General features: G+C 59.5%; 18 protein-coding genes, 1 tRNA gene and 1 riboswitch. Of the genes, 5 read left to right on the top strand and 14 right to left on the bottom strand.

From position 1 onward, the window contains the following. Window positions 1-27: 27 nt before the first annotated feature. Entirely contained in the window at window positions 28-1,479 is a 1,452-nt protein-coding gene (locus tag HPDFL43_RS02795) for a TrkH family potassium uptake protein (RefSeq protein ID WP_245271123.1), read from the bottom strand. A gap of 2 nt (window positions 1,480-1,481) precedes the next feature. Beyond that, window positions 1,482-1,874 (bottom strand): Co2+/Mg2+ efflux protein ApaG, encoded by a 393-nt coding sequence (gene apaG, locus HPDFL43_RS02800; RefSeq protein ID WP_007200046.1) that lies wholly within the window; start codon window positions 1,872-1,874, stop codon window positions 1,482-1,484. A 183-nt stretch (window positions 1,875-2,057) separates the two neighbouring features. On the opposite strand from apaG, the gene HPDFL43_RS02805 reads away from it, so the two are divergent. After that, entirely contained in the window at window positions 2,058-2,681 is a 624-nt protein-coding gene (locus HPDFL43_RS02805) for a CDP-alcohol phosphatidyltransferase family protein (RefSeq protein WP_007200047.1), read from the top strand. Here the strand turns inward: HPDFL43_RS02805 and HPDFL43_RS02810 are convergent. Beyond that, complete coding sequence (locus HPDFL43_RS02810) at window positions 2,670-3,854, bottom strand: O-succinylhomoserine sulfhydrylase (protein WP_040449555.1); 1,185 nt, start codon at window positions 3,852-3,854, stop codon at window positions 2,670-2,672. The genes HPDFL43_RS02805 and HPDFL43_RS02810 overlap by 12 nt on opposite strands. 46 nt (window positions 3,855-3,900) lie before the next feature. Further along, window positions 3,901-3,978, bottom strand: a riboswitch (SAM riboswitch). Window positions 3,979-4,058: 80 nt separating this feature from the next. On the opposite strand from HPDFL43_RS02810, the gene HPDFL43_RS02815 reads away from it, so the two are divergent. Beyond that, window positions 4,059-5,147, top strand: a complete 1,089-nt coding sequence (locus HPDFL43_RS02815) for a 2'-deoxycytidine 5'-triphosphate deaminase (RefSeq protein WP_007200049.1) — start codon at window positions 4,059-4,061, stop codon at window positions 5,145-5,147. 5 nt (window positions 5,148-5,152) lie between these two features. Here the strand turns inward: HPDFL43_RS02815 and HPDFL43_RS02820 are convergent, their stop codons facing one another. After that, the gene (locus HPDFL43_RS02820) at window positions 5,153-5,953 is read right to left on the bottom strand and encodes an ion transporter (RefSeq protein WP_007200050.1); all 801 of its coding nucleotides are present in this window, start codon (window positions 5,951-5,953) and stop codon (window positions 5,153-5,155) included. A gap of 195 nt (window positions 5,954-6,148) precedes the next feature. Here HPDFL43_RS02820 and HPDFL43_RS02825 point away from each other — a divergent pair. Further along, window positions 6,149-6,222 (top strand) — tRNA-Gly (locus HPDFL43_RS02825). Here HPDFL43_RS02825 and HPDFL43_RS21575 read toward each other — a convergent pair. Then, complete coding sequence (locus HPDFL43_RS21575; protein WP_169743218.1) at window positions 6,188-8,296, bottom strand: glycosyltransferase family 2 protein; 2,109 nt, start codon at window positions 8,294-8,296, stop codon at window positions 6,188-6,190. The two genes, HPDFL43_RS02825 and HPDFL43_RS21575, sit on opposite strands and share 35 nt — an antisense overlap. A 154-nt stretch (window positions 8,297-8,450) precedes the next feature. On the opposite strand from HPDFL43_RS21575, the gene HPDFL43_RS02840 reads away from it, so the two are divergent. Next, window positions 8,451-9,161: a transporter substrate-binding domain-containing protein gene (locus HPDFL43_RS02840; protein ID WP_245271090.1), complete on the top strand. Its 711-nt coding sequence runs from the start codon at window positions 8,451-8,453 to the stop codon at window positions 9,159-9,161. Here HPDFL43_RS02840 and HPDFL43_RS02845 read toward each other — a convergent pair. The 4 genes from HPDFL43_RS02845 to HPDFL43_RS02860 all read right to left on the bottom strand — a co-directional run bounded on the left by HPDFL43_RS02845 (window position 9,128) and on the right by HPDFL43_RS02860 (window position 12,257). Beyond that, window positions 9,128-10,000 (bottom strand): sterol desaturase family protein, encoded by an 873-nt coding sequence (locus HPDFL43_RS02845; RefSeq protein ID WP_040448981.1) that lies wholly within the window; start codon window positions 9,998-10,000, stop codon window positions 9,128-9,130. The genes HPDFL43_RS02840 and HPDFL43_RS02845 overlap by 34 nt on opposite strands. A 154-nt stretch (window positions 10,001-10,154) precedes the next feature. After that, window positions 10,155-10,568 (bottom strand): tellurite resistance TerB family protein, encoded by a 414-nt coding sequence (locus HPDFL43_RS02850; protein WP_007200054.1) that lies wholly within the window; start codon window positions 10,566-10,568, stop codon window positions 10,155-10,157. A 150-nt stretch (window positions 10,569-10,718) separates the two neighbouring features. Further along, complete coding sequence (locus HPDFL43_RS02855) at window positions 10,719-11,390, bottom strand: S24 family peptidase (RefSeq protein WP_040448982.1); 672 nt, start codon at window positions 11,388-11,390, stop codon at window positions 10,719-10,721. 249 nt (window positions 11,391-11,639) lie between these two features. Then, the gene (locus HPDFL43_RS02860) at window positions 11,640-12,257 is read right to left on the bottom strand and encodes a 2-hydroxychromene-2-carboxylate isomerase (RefSeq protein WP_007200056.1); all 618 of its coding nucleotides are present in this window, start codon (window positions 12,255-12,257) and stop codon (window positions 11,640-11,642) included. Window positions 12,258-12,457: 200 nt separating this feature from the next. Between HPDFL43_RS02860 and HPDFL43_RS02865 the strand changes: the two genes are divergently transcribed. Continuing rightward, window positions 12,458-13,267 carry a class I SAM-dependent methyltransferase gene (locus tag HPDFL43_RS02865; protein WP_007200057.1) on the top strand — a complete coding sequence of 270 codons (810 nt, stop codon included), beginning with the start codon at window positions 12,458-12,460 and terminating at the stop codon, window positions 13,265-13,267. Between the two features lie 111 nt (window positions 13,268-13,378). Here HPDFL43_RS02865 and HPDFL43_RS02870 read toward each other — a convergent pair whose 3' ends face one another. The 5 genes from HPDFL43_RS02870 to HPDFL43_RS02890 form a co-directional block, all read right to left on the bottom strand. Beyond that, entirely contained in the window at window positions 13,379-15,592 is a 2,214-nt protein-coding gene (locus HPDFL43_RS02870; RefSeq protein WP_007200058.1) for a 3-hydroxyacyl-CoA dehydrogenase NAD-binding domain-containing protein, read from the bottom strand. 15 nt (window positions 15,593-15,607) lie between these two features. Beyond that, the gene (locus HPDFL43_RS02875; RefSeq protein ID WP_007200059.1) at window positions 15,608-16,816 is read right to left on the bottom strand and encodes an acetyl-CoA C-acetyltransferase; all 1,209 of its coding nucleotides are present in this window, start codon (window positions 16,814-16,816) and stop codon (window positions 15,608-15,610) included. A gap of 33 nt (window positions 16,817-16,849) precedes the next feature. Continuing rightward, window positions 16,850-17,503: a glutathione S-transferase family protein gene (locus HPDFL43_RS02880; RefSeq protein ID WP_007200060.1), complete on the bottom strand. Its 654-nt coding sequence runs from the start codon at window positions 17,501-17,503 to the stop codon at window positions 16,850-16,852. A 3-nt stretch (window positions 17,504-17,506) separates the two neighbouring features. Further along, on the bottom strand, window positions 17,507-18,679 hold the full coding sequence (locus HPDFL43_RS02885) for an acyl-CoA dehydrogenase family protein (protein WP_007200061.1): 1,173 nt from the start codon (window positions 18,677-18,679) through the stop codon (window positions 17,507-17,509). Between the two features lie 90 nt (window positions 18,680-18,769). After that, complete coding sequence (locus HPDFL43_RS02890; RefSeq protein WP_007200062.1) at window positions 18,770-20,566, bottom strand: acyl-CoA dehydrogenase C-terminal domain-containing protein; 1,797 nt, start codon at window positions 20,564-20,566, stop codon at window positions 18,770-18,772. Window positions 20,567-20,893 lie beyond the last annotated feature (327 nt).

The raw sequence follows: 20,893 nt of genomic DNA on the forward strand, positions 1-20,893 counted from the left end.
AAGGCAGCTGCTTGAAACAAAGAAGGTTCAAGAACGCCAGAACCGTGGCAGGAGCAGCACCAGAACGGTGAACAGTTCAAGCCGCCCCAGCAGCATTCCGGCCGAGAGCAACCATTTTTGAACATCATTGAGCGACTGGAAGTTGCCTGCCGGCCCGATGATCTCGCCGAGTCCTGGGCCGACATTGGCGAGCGCCGTGCCCGCGCCTGAAAGCGACGTGATGGCATCAAGGCCACTCAGCCTGAGCAGGATGGCCAGAACCACGAAGGAGGCTATGAACAGGAAGAAGAAACTCATCACCGAGGAGATCACCCGGCCTTCGATCGGCTTGCCGTTGAACTGCGCGCGGAACACGCCATGGGGGTACATCACCTGGGCGATATGCTGGCCAACGGCCTCGAAGAACACCTGAAAGCGGAATATCTTGATGCCGCAGGAAGTCGAGCCGGCACATCCGCCGACAAACATGATGATGAAGAAAAAGGCGACCGCATGCGGTCCCCAAAGCCCGTAGTCAGTGGAGGAGTAGCCGGTTCCGGTGACAATCGAGATAACATTGAAAGCCGCGTGCCGGAGCCCGTCGAGACCCAGATGATACTGGCTGAAATGGGCCATCATCCAGCCAGCCAGTACTGCCACTCCGAGAAAGGCGAAGAACGCCTTGACCTGCTGATCGACGAAGATCGGGCGAAACCGTCCCTGCAGCATCTGCACGTAGAGAATGAAGGGGATCGACCCAAGGATCATGAACAGGACGGCGACCCACTCGACGCCTGGATTGGCAAAATGCCCGATTGAGGCATCCTTGGTCGAGAAGCCGCCCGTCGCAACCGTCGTCATGGCATGGATCACCGCATCATCCGCGGCCATCCCGACCGCCATGTAGGCGATGGCGCAGACGCCGGTGATGCCGATGAAGACGAGCGTGATCGAGGTCGAGATCTGGGTCGCCCGCGGCAGGATTTTCTCCGCCGTGTCGAAGGCCTCCGCCTTGAACAGCTGCATACCGCCGATCTGCAGCATCGGCAGAACCGCAATTGCCATCACGATGATCCCAAGCCCGCCCAGCCATTGCAGCAGCCCGCGCCAGAACAGCAGGCCGGGCGGGGCAGTGTCGAGGCCGGTGATCACCGTCGCCCCGGTTGTGGTCAGGCCGGACATCGATTCAAAGAAGGCATCGGTGTAGCTCGGCACGATGCCGGACCATTGAAACGGCAGCGCACCGAACGCCACCAGCGCCAGCCACGACACTACCGTCATCAGCATCGCCTGCCGGGTCGACAGCCCCTTTGGGGCGCCCCGGTTGGCGATGAACAGCCCGAAGCCAAAAAGCATCGTTACCATCGCCGAACTTGCGAAGATCATCCAGTCGTCATTGTCGGCAGCAAGATCTACAAGTGCGGGTAGAAGCATGGCGACGCCCAGCGTCGACACCAGCGCCCCGGTCACCAGCATGACCGGCCGGAATTCCGCTAGCACGTTCAATTCAACGTTCTTGCCATGCCTGGCAGATCAAGTGAGAAAGCAGGGATTTCCACATCGAAGAACTCGCCCTCGGCCGATTGCATCTGATAGCTGCCAGCCATTACTCCCGAGGGCGTGTCGAGCGGACAGCCGGAGGAATACTCATAGGTATCGCCGGGACCCAGCACCGGCTGCTCGCCAACAACGCCGGGGCCGCGCACTTCATCCACCATGCCATTCTCATCGGTGATCTGCCAGTGACGGCTGCGCAACTGGACAATCCTGTCGGACCGGTTGGAAATCACCACCCGGTAACCCCAGACATAGCGACTGTCCTCGGGGTCCGATTGGTCCTCGAGATAATACGGCTCAACCGTTACTTCGATATCACGTGTCAACGCGCGGTACATGATCTGCTCCTGATGCCACTCATTCTACAGTGTTACGCTTGCGTCAAGCGTGTTTGGGCCATCCTTCGTGCGGAATAGCCCCCTGTGAGCGTTGACCTGATTGTGATTGCCGTAGCACTGCTCCGCACGTGACGGACGTCCACCATCGCGGTATCACGATCTGGCTCGATTGGAGAGAGAAAAATGTTGGATGGCGCCGCACGAAAACTGATTCAGCCCGGACTAGACCGGAGTGGAACATGGCTTGCTGCCCGCGGCGTCCGGGCCGATCACGTGACAGTCGCGGCCTGTCTCATCGGCCTTGTGGCAGCCGGCCTGATTGCCTCGGGCGAGATGGTTGCCGCGCTGGTGCTGATCATCATCAGCCGCATCGGCGATGGTCTCGACGGGTCGGTCGCACGCGCGTCCAGCAGGACCGATTTCGGCGGCTATCTCGATATCACCCTGGACTTTGTTTTCTATGGCGCAATCCCGCTGGGGTTTGTGCTTTATGATCCCGCCACAAACGGGCTTGCCGGCGCGGCGCTGATTTTCTCTTTCTACGTCAACGGCGCAAGTTTCCTGGCCTATGCAATCGTCGCAGAAAAACGTGGACTCTCGACCGATGCCCGAGGCGTGAAATCGATCTATTTCACCACCGGTCTCGCCGAAGCCAGCGAGACCTTCTTCGTCTTTGGCGTATTCTGCCTGTGGCCCGGCTGGTTTGCGCCGGTGGCCTGGGTGTTTGCAGCAATCTGTCTCTACACCGCGCTTTCCCGGATCATGCAGGCCCGCGCGGTCTTTGCCGAACCGGTATCAGAGACCTGACAAGGCCCGATCGAAGTCTTCGACCAGATCCTCTACGTCCTCAATGCCGACCGACAGCCGCACCACGCCCGGGCCAATTCCAAGTTCGTCGCGGGCTTCCTCCGAGAGGTTTTTGTGCGTGGTCGTTGCCGGATGGGTGATCAGGCTCTTGCTGTCGCCAAGATTGTTGGAGATCCGCACCACTTCAAGCGCATTCTGCATGGCGAAAGCGGCGCTCTTGCCACCCTTGAGTTCGAACGCCACAAGAGTTGATCCTCCGCTCATCTGCCGGGCGCAGACATCAGCCTGCGGATGATCTGCCCGTCCGGGATAGATCACCTTCGCTACGGCAGGATGATCGGCGAGGAAATCTGCCAGACGGCCGGCGCTGTCAGTCTGGCGGCGCACCCGAAGCGGCAGGGTTTCGAGCCCCTTGAGCAATGTCCAGGCATTGAATGGCGACAATGACGGGCCGGTGTGACGGAAAAAGTCGTGCAGGTTTTCGTCGATCCACTCCTTGCTCGACAGCACAACGCCACCCAGACAGCGTCCCTGACCGTCAATGTGCTTGGTGGCGGAGTAGCAGACCACATGTGCGCCCAGTTCCAGCGGTTTTTGCAGCAATGGCGTGGCGAACACATTGTCGACCACAAGCGTCGCTCCGATCTGGTTTGCGAGCTGCGTCACGCCCGCAATGTCGACTACTTCGAGCGTCGGATTGGTCGGGCTTTCGAGGAAAAACACTTTGGTGTTGGGCCGGATCGCAGCTTCGAAATTGGCGAGGTCGCGGCCATCGACAAGACTCGATTCAATGCCGTATTGCGGCAACAGCGTTTCCACCACCCAGCGGCAGGAGCCGAACAGCGCCCGTGCCGAGACCACGTGATCTCCCGCTTTCAGCTGACAAAGCAGCGCAGCCGAGATCGCGGCCATGCCCGAAGCCGTGGCCCGGGCGTCTTCCGCGCCCTCCATCAGGCACATGCGCTTTTCGAACATGTCGGTGGTCGGATTGGCGTAGCGCGAATAGATAAAGCCGGGATCCTCGCCCTTGAACCGGGCTTCCGCGGCTTCCGAACTGTCATAGACGAAGCCCTGAGTGAGATAGATCGCTTCGGACGTTTCGCCAAATCCTGAGCGATTGATTCCGCCGTGAACGAGTTGGGTTGCGGGGCGTAACTGTCGATTATTTGTCATTGTCTTGGTCCAGAACACAAAAATACCGGCTTGCGAAGTCGCCAGCCGGTTTTGCAACCCGACCTTTTAGCGACTTGTTTAACGTGGCTGCAAGCCGGTCGGCCAAATCACCACGGGATAAGCTTCCTTTACTGCCTTGAGGCGCTTGCGTCAATCGCCGCGGCTTGTCATCAAGTCCCACGGGCAAAATGGAGCAGGTACAAATTGAGCGCTGGTATTCTTTCCGATCGCGCAATCCGCGCGCTGTTTGACGGTGGAAAGCTTGCTGCCGGTCGGCCGCTTGATGCCGATCAGATACAGCCCGCGAGCCTTGATCTCAGGCTTGGCGCCAAGGCTTACCGGGTCCGCGCCAGTTTTCTGCCCGGCCCGAACAATGCGGTCGAAGACAAGCTTGCACGGCTGAGCATGCACGAGATCGACCTGTCGGATGGTGCCGTGCTCGAGACCGGTTGCGTCTACATAGTGCCGCTGCTCGAAAGCCTGGCGCTGCCCGGTGAAATCTCGGCCTCGGCCAACCCCAAAAGCTCCACCGGGCGGCTTGATATCTTTACCCGGGTGATGACCGATTTCGGCCAGGAGTTCGACAAGATCGCCCCCGGTTACAACGGTCCGCTCTGGCTTGAAGTCAGCCCGCGCACATTCCCGATTGTCGCGCGCACCGGATCGCGCCTGTCGCAGATCCGGTTCCGCCAGGGCCACGCCTTGCTGGACGAGACCGAGTTGCTGGACCTGCACAAGGCGGAGACGCTTGTCGCCTCGGACAATCCCAATGTCTCGGGCGGGGGCATCGCGCTGTCGATCGATCTGGCCGGTCAAGGGCCGGACAGCCTGGTTGGCTATCGCGGCAAGCACCACACGGCGGTGATCGATGTCGACAAGCGCGCTGCTCAGGACGTCTTCGAATTCTGGGAGCCGATCCACAATCGCGGCTCGGCCGATCTCATTCTCGATCCCGATGAATTCTACATTCTTGTGAGCCGTGAATCGGTGCACGTACCGCCGCTCTTTGCGGCCGAGATGACCCCTTTCGACCCTTTGGTCGGTGAGTTCCGCGTCCACTATGCAGGGTTCTTCGATCCTGGCTTTGGCCATTCGGAGGCTGGAGGCGCGGGCAGCCGTGCCGTGCTTGAGGTTCGCAGCCACGAGGTGCCGTTTATCCTTGAACACGGACAGATCGTCGGCCGGCTGGTTTACGAGCGGATGCTTGAGCGCCCTGAAGCACTCTATGGCTCAGGCATGGGCTCGAACTATCAGGCCCAGGGCCTGAAACTCTCCAAGCATTTTCGCGCCTGATATGACTACGCAGACGGCTGGCGTCCCTGCTCGGCGCGAAGCTCCGCAATCTCCTTGCGGATTTCCCTGAGTTCCTTGAGCATCTCGCCCTGTTCGCTCGCCATGGCTTCGCGGTCGGCAGTCGCTTCGGCTTCGTGCTCTTCCTGCATGGCTGAAACGATGATGCCGATGAACAGGTTGAGAACGGTGAAGGTGGTGCAGGCAATGAACGGGATGAAGAACGCCCAAGCCATCGGATGCACCTCCATCACCGGCCGAACGATGCCCATCGACCAGCTTTCAAGCGTCATCACCTGGAACAGCGAGTAGGCTGAAGCGGGGATCGAGCCGAACCATTCCGGGAAAGTGTTCCCGTAAAGCTTGGTTGCCATCACAGAGAACACATAGAACACCAATGTGAGCAACAGCATGATCGACCCCATGCCGGGCAGGGCGGCCACCAGACCGCCGACCACGCGCTTGAGCGAGGGCACCATGCCGATGATGCGCAGCACTCTGAGAATGCGCAGTGCCCTGAGCACGGACAGGTTTCCGGTCGCGGGCAACAGCGCCACCCCCACAACCAGAAGATCGAAAATCCGCCATGGGTCGCGAAAGAAATCGAGCCTCCAGGCGAGCAGCCGAGCCAGCACCTCAACGACGAACACGGCCAGAATGGCGCGATCGAGAATGAGGAGGAGGCCGCCGAACTGTTCCATGGCCGCGGGTACTGTTTCAAGTCCGAGTGTGATCGCGTTGACGACGATCAGAACACTGATGACGGTTTCAAAGCGCCGCGAGGACAGGAAGGCTTTCAATCGGTCCATTGGAGGTCTCATGGAGTTGCAGGAGAGCGCCTGTCATATGAGGTCGCGCCGGTTTCCAGTCAAGCGGGCGTCGGTCAGGTCTTTTGGCGTTGCGAAAGGATCGGCGGTCTGATCAGCCCACCGGCGGTTTGGCAACACAGCGCCAAGCGCAGGCGCTTGACAGTTTGTCCGAACGCCGCCATGGATCAAGCTGCTGCGGGTGTAGCTCAATGGCAGAGCAGAAGCTTCCCAAGCTTACGACGAGGGTTCGATTCCCTTCACCCGCTCCATTGGGATTTTCTGTCTGGGTCTCTGATTTTCAGGAACAGCTTCGCATGTCGGCAAGGGGTCTTGTTGAGTCTTCGCGGATGACTCGGCATCGTGCGGTGTCTTTTCCCACAAATGCGCGTTGGCCAGCAGTTGTGTCAGTGCTCTCCAGCCGGCCAGAGAAATCAACAGCCAGTAGGCCGGGATCATCAATAGCCAGTGGCGTTTTAAGTGTGAGCGCTCGTAAGCGGTAAAGGCGAACCAGCCAGTTGCCGGGAAAAGCAGGTAGTTGCCAAAAATGTTGACCGCATCCATCCAAAGCAGAACGGCGTGCATGTCAGAGACCACTGAGGCGTGGCCGCTTGCAATCCATGCAAACGAAAAGGCAATAAACAGATACATCAGTGGGTGTACCAAAGCAGAGATAAGCATGCCCGCAATCAACAACTGAAACACCACAAAAGCCGCAGGTCCCAGTGAAGACCACGTTGCTACGGGATTTCGCATGGCAACCAGCCAGGTTTGCGCCCAGCCCTTGAGCCATCTGGTTCGCTGCCGTTTCCAGACGTCGAGTTGAACAGGGCAGCTCTCCACGGTTGCACATTTGAGAATTCCGGTGCGGTAGCCGTAGGCATGCAGACGCAGTCCCAGATCGGCGTCCTCGGTGACATTGTGCGGATCCCATCCGCCAGTGTTTTCAAGTGCAGCGCGCTTGAAATGATTTGACGTGCCTCCAAGCGGGATGGGCATTCCGGTGCGCGCCAGAAACGGGATTAGAACCCGGAAAAGGCCGCTGTATTCAAGTGCGAACAGACCTGAAATCCAGTTTGAGCGGAGATTGGCAACCGCAAGCGGGGCCTGCAGGCAGCCCAGTTGGTCATCGCCCGCGCGGAATGTGGCCCAGGCTTCAAGCAATTGCCCCGGAGCCGGTTTGTCTTCAGCGTCATAGACAGCGATCAGTGAACCACGAGCGCCACGGAGAGCATATTGCAGTGCCTTTGGCTTGGTGCGTGGCCCAAAGGCTGGAACCCTCACGATTTCGCATTCGGGCCCAAGGTCTTGAGCTTCAAGTGCTTCAATCGTGGCCTCATCGCCGGCTTCGCAGATGTATTTCACATCGAGCAGGCTCTTGGGCCATCGCAGGGCGTCAATCCGCGCGACCAGTGCAGGCGCCATGGCCGCCTCGTCGTAAAGCGGAATCAGCAGTGTGTAGATCGGCATTCGTGTTTCTATGTCTGATCCACCTCGCACTGTGTCCGGGCGGCGTAGCGCCATCGCCAGCGCTGACAGCCTCAGGAGGATGCCTGCTGAGAAGAGCATCGTCAGCACCACATGCAGAACAGTCAATGCAGAAAGAGGCCAGATCAGGAATGCGGCGATGCAAAGGCAAAGCATGAGTGCGAGCACAAAGCCCTGCATCCCGGTGAGGACATGCCGGGCGCTGTGCTCGCAATGATCCTGATCGAGACGGAAAGTGCTTTCCCGAACGCGCTGCTCCTGGCCCGACTCCCAGATTGCCCGGCGAATGGTTGAGGGTGATGCAACGACGAGGTGCCTGCGCAAGGCAGGGCGGGCACGCAGGCGCGCGGCATCGGCTTCATGCCGTTTGGCTTCAGGCGTGATCGCGGTCACTTGGCCATTTGCGCGCGAGAGTCGAAGCGGCCCGTCTCTGCGCAAGAGAACATCGGTTGAGGCAAGATGCACAACCTCGTCCGGATTGATATGATCGACATAATCAAGACCGAGCTCATCTGCCAGCCAACGGTAGTAGAGTTCCGGCTGTATGAGACGGCGGGCTATGAGTTCCTTTTCGATCGTGGTGCCATTGGCGGCGGCCGCCCGTCGTGCCTCTTCCACATGCGGTTTTCCGATTCCGCAGCCTGTGAAAAAGCGGTGCTCACAATCATACAGCGCCTCGGTGTTGACCGGCCTGTCCGGGTCAGTCAGCTGTGGCCGGGGCTCGGCATGGCTGACCAGCTGCAACTGCGGTGGCGGTTTGTCACTCAAGCGGCGATTGGGTGTTTTGCTTGGGAGCATGACTCTGGTAAACACACTACAGTTGCAGCGAGACGATAAATCTATGGTAGTGAAAAACACTGAAAATACATCCCTAAGATTTAAGTGTGTTTCGCGCTTTGCGTGCATTTTGGTTGCGATTCTTGCGCACTTCGCACCAGCTTTGGCCAATGACGAGGTGTCTGTTCCCAACTATATGGACCCGCGGGAACGCATTGCTGCGCCTGATATTCAGATGTTTCCACGCATCCGTTTCATCGCCACCGTGGACTTTCCGCCTTTCAGCTTCCTCGATCAGACAAGTCGTCTTGCGGGTTTCAACATCGACCTCGCCCGTGCCATCTGTACCGAATTGGAGGTTCTCGCCCGATGCCAGATTCAGGCACTGCCATGGAATGAACTGCCAGACGCATTGAAAACCGGGCAGGCCGAAGCCATTATTTCAGGCATCGCAATGACGCCTGAAAGTGCGGCGGAGTATCGCTTCACGCGAACCTATCTGACACTGCCGGCACGCTTTGCAGCGCGCAGGGACAGTGCAGGCGCAGAAACCAGCGCGCAGACGCTGTCACAAAAGCGGGTTGGGGTCATCGACGGCACAGCTCACGAAGCGATGCTGAGAGACTGGTTCCCGGATATCAAGCCGGTGACCTTCTCACGTCACGAATGGATGCTTAACGCGCTGAAGACCGAAAGCATTGATGCCGTTTTTGGCGACGGCTTGCAGCTCTCGTTCTGGTTGGCGAGTCAGTCGGCAGAGACGTGCTGTGGTTTTCTTGATGGCCCCTACATCTCCCAGGCGCATCTGGGTGAAGGTCTGGCAATCGCCGTGAGCCCGCGCAATGCGCGTCTGGCAGTGGCCTTTGACCATGCGCTCGCAGCACTCAATCGCAACGGGCGGTTTGCCGAACTCTATCTGCGCTGGTTCCCCAACGGGCTCTTCTGATCGGCTGTCTCGCTTGGACGCGCGGACGGCGGATATCTGAACGGCAGGGCAAGTGCCCATCCCAACCGGGCCGGCCGGTCGTCGCGCCATTCCTTGAGGCCGATTTCGAGCCCTGTTTCACCAAGCCGGGGCGTCTCCGTATAGGTTGAAAAGAGCCGGTCCCAGATCGCGAGGTTGAATCCGTAATTGGTGTCGGTCTCACGCAGGTCTGAGGAGTGGTGGATCCGGTGCATGTCGGGTGTAACGATGATCAGCCGCAAGAGTGCGTCGACCGGCTTGGGAAGCTTGATATTGGCGTGATTGAACATCGCCGCGCCATTGAGCACGATCTCGAAGATCAGCACAGCGATAGGCGGGGCTCCAAGCGCAATGATGATTGCAGCCTTCCACAGCATCGACAGCACGATCTCCAGCGGATGGAACCTGAGCGCTGTCGTCAGGTCAAAGCCGGTATCGGCATGATGCATGCGGTGGATGCGCCACAGCCATGGCCATTTGTGGCTTACCACATGCTCGAGCCAAACGGCGAAATCGAGAACCACGAACGCAACCAGGCCCGCAAACCACAGCGGTATTCCGGTCATGGGAAGCAAGCCCAACCCGTTGCTCTCTGCCCAGATCGCGGTTCCGACGGCCGCGGCGGGAAATATGATCCGCAGCGCCACGGAAGACAGCACCACCATGGCGAGATTGGTCATCCAGCGACGAGACTTGAGCGCGCCGCGCATCTCATCACGTTCAAGCCGGGGGGCAAGCAATTCGATCGCCGCCAGGATGATGAATATCGAGGCAAACGACATCAACCGGACGACCGGTTCGGACAAGCCGAGAATTTCCATCATCACCTCCGTTCAAGTGTCACAGTTTCATGCCACAACGTGCATGTGTTTGCGAAACACGTTGAAGTGAGCGCTGCAGCCCCGGCCGGGATCCCAAGCCATGCACCATACCTTGGATCACCGACAGCGCACTGCTGCTTGAGACCGGCGAGGATCAGGCGTTGCGGAACCGGGCGATGGCGCCGCGTTCGATGGCCGCGCAGGTCAGCTTGTCGAGGCCCAGACGGTCGCGTAGCATCTGCAACAACCGGATTTCCTCCTGCTGGACATTGTAATCCGCAGAGGCGATTTCCACCGCCAGCGCGTAGGCCGTGTCATACAAGCGTGTGGGCAGGGCGTCACGCACCACTTCGAGCACGATATCAAGTCCTTCAGGCCCCTGAAGCAGTTCTGCAGCCGACCGTGTCACCTCGATCAGCCGGTCCTCGTCGAACCCCTTGAACACCGGAAGAAAGGTGACCAGGCGGCCAATCCGGGCCAGTTCGGCATCGTTCATGGCCTTGTCGACGGCAGACATGGTCACCATCAGGTATATCAGGGCGTCGTGGGTCTGAACGGAGCTGGTCATGATCTGATTCTCTGTTGGTTTCGTGCGACAATAGAAAGTCCCGCTTTGCGGTACAAGCGCCGATGCGCGGGTCAGCCAATTCGCCGCAGCGGCATTGGCGAAAGGCGGTATGCAGTCTGATCCGGCTTGCCGGTTTTGGGTTGGATGACTCTATTGGCTTGCCCAGATGATCCGCGCCATCCAGTCGATCTCCGAAAGCTCGAAGCTGCGGTTGGGGTGGTCCGGATTGAGAGAGATCAGCTCCACCGATCTCGGGCTTAGACGGTTGAGCACCTTGGCCATCACCTCGCCCTCGCCAGAGCGCACCACCACCCGGTCGCCGCGGCGGACCTGTGCGCCGGGTTCGACAATCAGGATGTCGCCATCGCGGTAAAGCGGCAACATGCTGTCGCCCTGCACCTCGAGCGCGTAGACACCCGGCCGTTCCGATGGTTGCGCCGGAAAATCGACCACATCCCAACCCTGGCCCGCGGGAAAGCCGCCATCATCAAAGAAACCTCCAGACCCGGCCTGGGCAAAGCCCAGCAAGGGGATTGACCCTGCCTGCGGCGGAAACGCGCCCTCGGGAATGGCACTTGCATCGTTGCGCTGACCGCCTACGACGAGGCTCATGAAATCATTCAGCGACGAACCGGTCGCATCCAGAACCTTGGCCAGTGACTCGGTCGAGGGCCAGCGGTCACGGCCATCGGCACCTCGGCGCTTGGACTTGTTGAAGGCTGTGGGGTCAAGACCGGCGCGCCGCGCCAGTCCCGAAGCTGTCAGCCCGTGGCGTTCAGCAAGCGCATCAAGCGCGGACCAGATCCGTTCATGCGAGAGCATGGGCGTCATCCCGCTGTTTCAGTTCCGCCGCATCGCCAGGCCGGATCAGCCATTCGGGGTGCGCCAGAGGTTCGAGTGTCAATGGCTGCCGCGATCCCGAACCCGATCGTCGAGCGGAAAGTGCAGCCCCCGGACACATGCAAGCACGGACCGGTTTTCCCTTTTTACATGAGGGGAGCCTAACGAGTAAAGCGGCCTAGGAAAAATATCCTCTTGCGGATATACGCCCACGACGGGGCCATTTCTCAATCAGCCGGGCCTGAAAGGCTGTCTGCCTGTCACCAGCGCCTGTTCCAGCATTTCAATCCTGTCCTGGCCCCAGAACGGTTCGCCATTGTAGACATAGGTCGGCACGCCGACCGCATCCGCGGCGATTGCTTCGCGCGTGTTGCGCTCACGAATAGCTGCCATTTCTTCGGTCTTGGCATCGATCAATGGAGGACCGGGATCCAGGCCGACCTGTGAGAGATAGGATGCCAGCACCGCCTCATCGGTGATGTCATCATCATGGGCCCAGACCCCCGCAAGCACCTTGCCAATGAAGTAGCGGGGATCATGCCCGTCGGTGACCAGCGATATGACAACCTTGTCAGCCAGCGCGGGATCGACGGGCCAGTGTTTGGGGATGGTCTTGATCGGCAGTCCGCGCCAATGGGCAAGCCGCTGCAACTCGATTAACCGCAGTCGTTGCCGCACCGGTGGCCGGTTCCCAGGCGGCACCGCGCCTGAAATGTCCCAGATCGCTGCCAGATTGACCGGTTTGTAGTTAAGCTGCACCTTGTGCTGCTCCGCCAGATCACAGATCCTGTTGTGGCCGAGATAGGTAAATGGCGACGCACTGTAAAAATAATAGTCGATCTCACGCATCCGCTCGGCCTCCCTTTGCCAGTCACAGTGTCGACAAAAAACGCTTCCGGCAAGGCAAATCGTAATGTTTCCCGGCCGTTGATGCAGCGCTGCACTGGTCGCTTGAGACCAAAAACGCTACCAGCGCGTCACTCTTGCAATGGCTGTAACCTCGGCTACCGGTCACCCAAACCAGCGGATAAATTCAGGAGGTGTTGGCAATGACCCTTGATACAGACATGACAACCCAGGCCAACCGGCTGGCATGGGATGCCTCCGCCGCCCGGCATCAGGCAAGTCCGGAATGGGCGCGGCAAATCCAGGGGTTCAAGGATCCCGCTTTTGCGACCTTTGATCCGGTGATCGATCAGCTCCTCCGGAAACAGGGAATTGAGGGCGCGCGAGCGGTTCAGGTCGGCTGCAACAACGGCCGCGAAACCCTTTCGATGTTGGCGCTCGGCGCGCGCGAAGCCGTGGGCATTGATCAGTCTTCCGCCTTCCTGTCTTTGGCCGAACAGCTGCGTACGGTCTCGCCGCACAAAAACAATTGCCGTTTCGTCAATGCCAATGTCTACGCGCTGCCGGAGGATCTCAGCAACGCGTTCGACTTCGCCCTGATCACCATCGGGGTGATCAACTGGATGCCGGATCTGGACGGTTTTCTGGCCAGTGTGGCCTCGCTGCTCAAACCAGGCGGGCGGCTGGTGATGTATGAAACCCACCCGGTGCTCGACATGTTTGAACCCCATGCGGAAGATCCGCACCGGCCCGCCTATTCCTATTTCCGGACCGAGCCGTTCATCACCGATGAAGAGATTGTCTATGACGGATCGCAAACCGCCAAGGCGCCGCCCTCCTACTGGCATTTTCATACCATGGGCGAGATCATTACAGGCTGTGTCGAGGCCGGCCTGCAGATCAGGCAATTGACCGAATACCCGCATTCCAACCGGGAGGTCGACTACGACATCTATGTCGCCCGGGAGGCCCAATTGCCGCTTTGCTACACGCTGGTCACTGAAAAGGCTTGAGACAAGAGCCCGAGGCTGAAAGGTCTGGCGCGATTTTCAAACTGACATCTAAACGCAAAAGGAAACGGGCCCGAAGGCCCGTTTTTGGTCAGCAGTGTTTCGGAACATTGATCAGGCTGCAGCCTTTTCATCCTTGTAGGGATTGAACCGTCCGTAGAAGGTTTCACCCTTCGCGGCCATGTCGACGAGCAGCTTCGGTGCGCGGAACTGCTTGCCGTACTTGCGTGCCAGAACCTTGCACATGTCGACAAAGGCCTGAGCGCCCATGCTGTCGATGTAGCTCAGTGCCCCGCCGGTGTACGGCGCGAAGCCGAAGCCGAGAATGGTGCCGAGATCCGCCTCGCGCGGATCGGTGACAATGCCTTCCTCGACGGTGCGGACCGCTTCCAGGGCAATCACCGCAAGATAGCGGTTCTTGAGTTCCTGTACATCGACCTTGGCGGCATCGAGCTGCGGATAGAGCGTTTTCAGCTCCGGCCAAAGATGCTTCTTCGCCGGCTTGGCCGGATAGTCGTAGAAGCCCTTGCCGTTCTTGCGGCCGAGCCGGCCTTCCTTTTCGACCATCGTTTCGACAAGCTCCAGATGGCGCGGATCGACGGCCTTCTCGCCCAGGTCGGCAATTGTGGCGCGGACGATCTTCAGCGAAAGATCGATGGCGACCTCGTCATTGAGCGCCAGCGGCCCGACCGGCATGCCGGCCATCTTGGCGGCATTCTCGATCATTGCCGGCGGCACACCCTCGGCGAGCATGTTGTAGCTTTCGTTCATGTAGCGAAGAACGCAGCGGTTGACGAAGAAGCCGCGTGTGTCGTTGACGACAATCGGCGTCTTCTTGATCGCGGCAACATAATCAAGCGCCACTGCGAGCGCCTTGTCCGATGTTTTCCGACCCAGAATGATCTCCACCAGCATCATCTTGTCGACGGGCGAGAAGAAGTGGATGCCGATGAAGTTCTTCGGCCGCTTCGAGTTCTTCGCGAGACCGGTGATGGGCAGGGTCGAGGTGTTTGATGCCAGCACCGTGCTCGGCCGGATCTGTGCCTCGATCGATTCCGTGACCGTCTTCTTGACGTCGCGGTCTTCGAACACGGCCTCGATGACCAGGTCCGCATCCGCCAGATCGGCATGATCGGTGGAGGTGGTGATCAGCGACAACAGCTTCTCGCCCGCTTCCTTGGTGGTTTTGCCTCTCTGGATGCCCTTCTTGACGAGCTCTTCCGAATAGGCCTTGCCCTTGGCGGTCGCTTCCATATCGCGGTCGATCAGGACCACCGGAATGCCGGCCTTCGCCGTCACATAGGCAATGCCCGCGCCCATGAAGCCCGCACCGACAACGCCGATCTTGCGGAACTTGGTCGGCTTGATGCCCTCGGGACGGCGCGCGCCCTTGTTGATCTCCTGAAGCGAGACAAACAGCGAGCGGATCATCGACTGCGCTTCAGGCGTTTGCAGGATATGGCTGAAATAGCGCTGCTCGATCTTCAGCCCCGTATCGATGGGAACCTGCAGGCCTTCGAAAACGCTTTGCAGGATCGCCTTGGCGGCGGGGTAGTTGTCCTGGGTTTCGCGTCGCAGGATCGCCGAAGCCGCAGGCCAGAGTTGCGCGCCCTGCGCCGACCAAACCTGACCGCCAGGCAGCTTGAAGCCCTTGACGTCCCAGGGCGCGACCGGCGAAAGCCCGCCCTTGATCATCGCCTTGGCGGCGGAGATCAGTTTCTTCGGTTCGACAACTTCATGGATCAGACCCATTGCCTTGGCCCGCGACGGTGTCAGCGACTGACCGGTGGTCATCATCTGCAGCGCGTCCTGCGCATTGGTCAGGCGCGGAACCCGCTGGGTGCCGCCGGCGCCGGGGAAGATCCCGACCTTGACCTCGGGCAGTGCCATCTTGACCGATGGCGAGTCTGCGGCCACGCGGCCGTGGCATGCGAGCGACAATTCAAACGCGCCGCCCATGCACACGCCATTGATCGCCGAGACCCACGGCTTGCCGCAGGTTTCGATCTTGCGGTAGAGCCAGCTCATACGGCCCACCTGATCAAACAGCATCTGCTGGGCGTTGTCCGGATTGGTGCGTTTTTCTTCCGCCATGCCGGCCAGCATGGTCTTCATCATCGTCAGGTCCGCACCGCCTGAAAAGGTGGATTTGCCCGATGTGAACACCACGCCCTTGACGGCGTCATCGGCCACAAACCGGTCGACCAGCGCGTCAAGCTGCTCGAGTGCTGCCTGGGTGAAGACATTCATCGACCGGTCGGTCATGTCCCATGTGACGAGCGCGATGCCGTCATTGTCGACGTCGACTGTGTAAATTTCATTGCTCATGATGGTTCTCCGAAATCAGACGCGTTCGATGATCGTCGCGGTGCCCATGCCCGCGCCGATGCACAGCGTGACAAGGGCAGTGTTGAGGTCGCGGCGCTCCAGCTCGTCGAGCACGGTGCCGAGGATCATCGCACCGGTGGCGCCCAGCGGGTGCCCCATGGCGATGGCGCCACCATTGACGTTGATCTTGTCGGACGGAATGTCGAAAGCCTGCTGGAAGCGAAGCACCACCGAGGCGAAGGCTTCGTTGAGTTCGAACAGGTCGATGTCCTCGATCTTCATCTTGGCGCGCTTGAGCAGCTTTTCGGTCACATCCACCGGTCCTGTCAGCATCAGCGCCGGGTCCGAGCCGATATTGGCGAAGGCGCGGATCTTGGCGCGGGGCTCGAGCCCCATGGTCTTGCCGCCACGCTTGGAGCCCAGAAGCACTAGGCCGGCACCGTCAACAATGCCTGACGAGTTGCCGGCGTGGTGAACGTGGTTGACGCTCTCGATTTCCGGATGCGCCTGGATGGCAACGGCGCCGAAGCCGCCCATCTCCGCCATCATGCCGAACGAGGCGTTGAGGCTCGCCAGCGCCTGCATGTCGGTGCCCGGGCGCATGTGCTCGTCACGGTCGAGAATGGTCAGGCCGTTGATGTCCTTGACCGGCACCACCGACTTGTCAAAGTAACCCTTCTCCCAGCTATGGGCGGCGCGCTTCTGGCTTTCGACAGCGTAAGCATCGACATCGTCACGGGAGAATCCGTATTTGGTGGCGATCAGATCGGCGGAAATGCCCTGCGGCATGAAATAGGACGGGATGTTGACCGACGGGTCCATGAACCAGGCACCACCCTGCATGCCGATGCCGATGCGTGACATCGATTCCACGCCGCCGGCGATGACGATATCATCAGCGCCCTGGGCGATCTTGGCAGTGCCGAAATTGATCGCATCGAGGCCTGAGGCACAGAAACGGTTGATCTGGAGCCCCGGCGCTTCGGTCGCATAACCGGCTTCGAAAATGGCCGCGCGGGCGATGTCGCCGCCGGCTTCCCCGATTGCATCGACGCAGCCCATGACCACGTCATCGACCTTTTCGGTCGCAAGTCCGTTGCGGTCGCGCAGCGCTTCGAGCATGCGTGAGGCGAGGCGGACAGAAGGAACCTCATGCAGGCTTCCGTCCTTCTTGCCGCGGCCCCGCGGGGTGCGGACATGATCATAAACAAATACATCAGCCATCGGTGTCTCCAGGGTGTTTGTGTTCTGTGATGTTCAAGCAGTTGCCGTCGCAGGATCCATCCCGCTCGGCATCAGATCTTCAGGTCGTTTGTAGCGGGGCAGAGCAGCGATACGCCCGAGCCAAGCCTGTATGTTCGGATAGGCGTCCGGATCCATGCCAATCTGGCCTGGCCAGAACAGATAGCCGCACAGCGACAGATCAGCGATGGTCGGGCGGTCAGCAACCACGAAGTCGCGGCTGGCAAGATGCGCATCCAGCACCTTCCATGCGCCCACCGCGCGTGCGTGAAAGAACTGCGTCACCGGATCATCGGTCTTGTTCTGAAAATGATTCATGAACCGGTAGGTTGCGGTGTAACTTGTGAGCTTGTGGTTGTCCCACAGCAGCCAGCGCAGGATTTCGCTTCGCTCGCTCTCATCTGTGGCGCCAAACTGGCCCAGCACACCGGCAAGGTAGTCGAGGATCGCACCGGACTGGCTCAACACCAGGTCTCCGCCAGGCCGGTGATCGGTGAGCACCGGCACCTCGCCCATGATGTTCATTTCCCGGAATTCGGGCGAGCGTGTCTGACCGGTAAAGAACGCCACCCGGCGGGCCTCCCAATCAGCACCGCTGAGTTCGAGCATGAGCGCGGCCTTGTAGGCGTTGCCACTTTCGAGAAAGCAATCAAGAGTGAAACGGGACATCTCTCACAGGCTCCTTGCGATCAGAAGTTTCATGATCTCGTTGGTGCCGCCATAGATCCGCTGCACCCGGGCATCGCGGAACATCCGCGCCACCGGGTATTCGTTCATGTAACCATAGCCGCCATGCAGCTGGACGCATTCATCGGCCACCTTGCATTGCAGATCCGTGGTCAGGTACTTGGCCATCGATGCTGTGGTCGTGCTGAGCTGGCCTTTCAGGTGCTCGCCGACACAGTGGTTGACGAACACCCGCGCCATCACCGCTTCCGATTTCAGCTCCGCCAGCTTGAACTGGGTGTTCTGAAAATCGATGATTGCCTTTCCGAAAGCCTTGCGCTCCTTGACATAGTCAATGGTGATGGCCAGTGCCCGTTCGATCATCGAGATCGCCTGATTGGCAATCAGCAGCCGTTCCTGCGGCAGTTCAGTCATCAGCTGTGCAAAGCCCTGGCCTTCCTCGGTGCCAAGCATGTTGGCGGTGGGAATGCGCACATCGTCGAAGAACAATTCGGACGTATCGTTGGATTTAAGCCCCACCTTGTCGAGATTGCGGCCCCGCCGGAAACCTTCCACCTCGTCGGTCTCGACCACCATAAGCGAGGTGCCCTTGGCTCCCTTCGCCGGATCGGTCTTGCTTACCACGATAATCAGATTGGCGTGCTGGCCATTGGTGATGAAGGTCTTGGAGCCGTTGATGACATAGTGATTGCCGTCCTTCTTGGCCGATGTCTTGATGCCCTGAAGGTCGGAGCCGGCGCCCGGTTCGGTCATGGCAATAGCGCCAATCAACTCGCCCGTCGCCATTTTGGGCAGCCACTTCTGCTTTTGCTCTTCGGAGCCGAAATGCAGGATGTAGGGTGCGACGATGGCACTGTGCAATGCGATTCCGAATCCGTCCGTGCCGGTGCGTCCGAGTGCTTCGATGATTGCCGCCTCGTGGGCATAGGTCCCACCTGATCCGCCATACTCCTCCGGCATCGCGGCGCATAGCAGACCGGCCGCGCCTGCGTCTTCCCAGGCACTGCGATCCACCATCTCCTGTTTTTCATAGCGGTCGTAATGCGGCACGACCTCGGCTTCCAGCCAGCGGCTGGCCATGTCTGCGAGCATTGCGACATCGTCTTCCATCCAGTCCGGACGGGGTACGCCAAGCACTTCCGATGGCATGGTGGCCATGTTGTCCTCCCGAAAATGACGCCGGACGGTTCAGCCCGTCCGGCAGCATGCGCGGCAAGCGCCGAAGCCTCCAGCTTCGGCGCTTGCCGGTTAGAAAGCGGCTTCTGCCAGTTCCATCATGGTGTCAGCACCGGTTTCGATGCGCGCCTTGCGCAAAACCGTCTCCGGCATGATCCGTTCCATGTAGAATTTTCCGACCAGCAGCTTGGTGGCGAGGAATTCATCCTTGCCGTTGGCGCCGGCGGCGCGCTTTTCGACGGCGGCTTTGGCCATCAGGGCCCACATGTAGCCGAGAGAAACGAGACCGAACAGATGCATGTAGTCGGTAGAGGCAGCACCGGCATTGTCGGGCTTGGCCATCGCGTTCTGCATCAGCCACATGGTTGAGGCCTGGAGGTCGTTGAGACCCTTCTTCAGGCCCTTGGTGTAAAGTGCCAGTTCCTCATTGCCGCGATTCTCTTCGCAGAAATCGCCAATTTCCTTGAAGAACGCCATAACGGCGCGGCCACCATTCTGGCCGAGCTTGCGGCCCACCAGATCGAGCGCCTGAATACCGTTCGCCCCCTCATAGATCATGGCGATGCGGGCATCGCGGACATACTGGCTCATGCCCCATTCTTCGATATAGCCGTGACCGCCGAACATCTGCTGCGCCATCACTGCGTGATCGAAGCCCTTGTCGGTGAGCACGCCCTTGACCACAGGGGTGACCAGAGTCAGCAGATCGTCCGCCTCTTGCTTCTCGCTTTCGACTTCGGAGCGGTGGGCAATGTCCGATTTCAGTGCGGTCCACAGCATGAAGGCACGGCCGGCCTCGTTGAAGGCGCGGATGGTCATCAGCGTGCGGCGCACATCGGGATGCACGATGATCGGATCGGCCTTCTTCTCCGGCGCCTTGGGGCCGGACAGCGAGCGGCCCTGCAGCCGTTCGCGGGCATAGACGACTGCGTTCTGATAGGCGATCTCACCCATCGCCTGGCCTTGCAGGCCAACGCCGAGACGGGCTTCGTTCATCATCACGAACATTGCTTTCAAGCCGGCATTTTCAGCGCCGATCAGATAGCCGGTGGCCTCGTCGTAGTTCATCACGCAGGTGGCGTTGCCGTGAATGCCCATCTTCTCTTCGAGCGAGCCGCAGGAGACCGGGTTTCTGTCGCCCAGCGATCCGTCGTCGCCAACCATGAACTTCGGCACGATGAACAGCGAAATGCCCTTCACGCCTTCCGGAGCGCCCTCAATTCGGGCAAGAACCAGATGAATGATGTTGTCGGACATGTCGTGCTCGCCCGCCGAGATGAAGATCTTCTGGCCGGAAATCTTGTAGCTGCCATCACCCTGCGGCACGGCTTTGGTGCGCAACAGGCCCAGATCGGTGCCGCAATGCGGCTCTGTCAGGTTCATGGTGCCGGTCCAGATCCCTTCCACCATCTTCGGCAGATACTTGGCTTTCTGCTCATCCGAGCCATGCTCGTGGATCGCTGCGATCGCGCCCTGGGTCAGGCCGGGATACATCATGAACGACAGGTTCGCAGAAGACATGTACTCGCCAACGGCCACATGCAGCGCGTAGGGCAAGCCCTGGCCGCCGAATTCAGCGGGTGCTGCCAGTCCAAGCCAGCCACCCTCGCAATATTGCTTGTAGGCTTCCTTGAAGCCCTTCGGCGTCGTCACCGTGCCGTCGTCGTGCCGGGTGCAGCCTTCCGTATCACCAACCTGGTTGAGGGGCAGCATGACCTCTTCAGACAGCCGTGCGCCTTCCTGCAGGATGGCTTCGACGATGTCCGGGCTTGCATCGGCGAAACCGGGAAGATTCATGTAGCGCTCATATCCGAGCACATCGTTGAGAATGAAAAGCGTATCGTCGACGGGCGCCTTGAAGACTGGCATGTTTCCTCATCCCTTGTTCGTTCATGGCCTGGCGCAGAATAGCGCATCAGCCTGTGAGGCTCTTCATACAAAATTTTGACGTTTGCGTAAACGTAAAAAAATGCCGCATCAATGGATATTTATCTATTGTGATGTGGAAATAGCCCCAATACGGGGATTTTCGTGATTTTTTTGAAGAAAAAAGTTGAAAATCGCGGCTTGCATGTTCCTGGAAAGCGCTCGGAGATATGAAGGTCGACGCTTGAGTGGACCGGTCGGCAAGTTCCACCCTCCTGGCGGATTGATCCACTGAGCCGATGTGGAAATCGCTCATCTGCGGCAAAGACC

It is taken from the genome of Hoeflea phototrophica DFL-43, from assembly GCF_000154705.2.
GTDB classification, from domain to species: Bacteria; Pseudomonadota; Alphaproteobacteria; order Rhizobiales; family Rhizobiaceae; genus Hoeflea; species Hoeflea phototrophica.

What these genes read in the sequence shown, in the direction of transcription:
- apaG (WP_007200046.1), bottom strand. Translation starts at nt 1,874, where the DNA reads ATGTACCGCGCGTTGACACGTGATATCGAAGTAACGGTTGAGCCGTAT.
- HPDFL43_RS02805 (WP_007200047.1), top strand. Translation starts at nt 2,058, where the DNA reads ATGTTGGATGGCGCCGCACGAAAACTGATTCAGCCCGGACTAGACCGG.
- HPDFL43_RS02810 (WP_040449555.1), bottom strand. Translation starts at nt 3,854, where the DNA reads ATGACAAATAATCGACAGTTACGCCCCGCAACCCAACTCGTTCACGGC.
- HPDFL43_RS02820 (WP_007200050.1), bottom strand. Translation starts at nt 5,953, where the DNA reads ATGGACCGATTGAAAGCCTTCCTGTCCTCGCGGCGCTTTGAAACCGTC.
- HPDFL43_RS02840 (WP_245271090.1), top strand. Translation starts at nt 8,451, where the DNA reads ATGTTTCCACGCATCCGTTTCATCGCCACCGTGGACTTTCCGCCTTTC.
- HPDFL43_RS02845 (WP_040448981.1), bottom strand. Translation starts at nt 10,000, where the DNA reads ATGGAAATTCTCGGCTTGTCCGAACCGGTCGTCCGGTTGATGTCGTTT.
- HPDFL43_RS02850 (WP_007200054.1), bottom strand. Translation starts at nt 10,568, where the DNA reads ATGACCAGCTCCGTTCAGACCCACGACGCCCTGATATACCTGATGGTG.
- HPDFL43_RS02855 (WP_040448982.1), bottom strand. Translation starts at nt 11,390, where the DNA reads ATGCTCTCGCATGAACGGATCTGGTCCGCGCTTGATGCGCTTGCTGAA.
- HPDFL43_RS02860 (WP_007200056.1), bottom strand. Translation starts at nt 12,257, where the DNA reads ATGCGTGAGATCGACTATTATTTTTACAGTGCGTCGCCATTTACCTAT.
- HPDFL43_RS02865 (WP_007200057.1), top strand. Translation starts at nt 12,458, where the DNA reads ATGACCCTTGATACAGACATGACAACCCAGGCCAACCGGCTGGCATGG.
- HPDFL43_RS02870 (WP_007200058.1), bottom strand. Translation starts at nt 15,592, where the DNA reads ATGAGCAATGAAATTTACACAGTCGACGTCGACAATGACGGCATCGCG.
- HPDFL43_RS02875 (WP_007200059.1), bottom strand. Translation starts at nt 16,816, where the DNA reads ATGGCTGATGTATTTGTTTATGATCATGTCCGCACCCCGCGGGGCCGC.
- HPDFL43_RS02880 (WP_007200060.1), bottom strand. Translation starts at nt 17,503, where the DNA reads ATGTCCCGTTTCACTCTTGATTGCTTTCTCGAAAGTGGCAACGCCTAC.
- HPDFL43_RS02885 (WP_007200061.1), bottom strand. Translation starts at nt 18,679, where the DNA reads ATGGCCACCATGCCATCGGAAGTGCTTGGCGTACCCCGTCCGGACTGG.
- HPDFL43_RS02890 (WP_007200062.1), bottom strand. Translation starts at nt 20,566, where the DNA reads ATGCCAGTCTTCAAGGCGCCCGTCGACGATACGCTTTTCATTCTCAAC.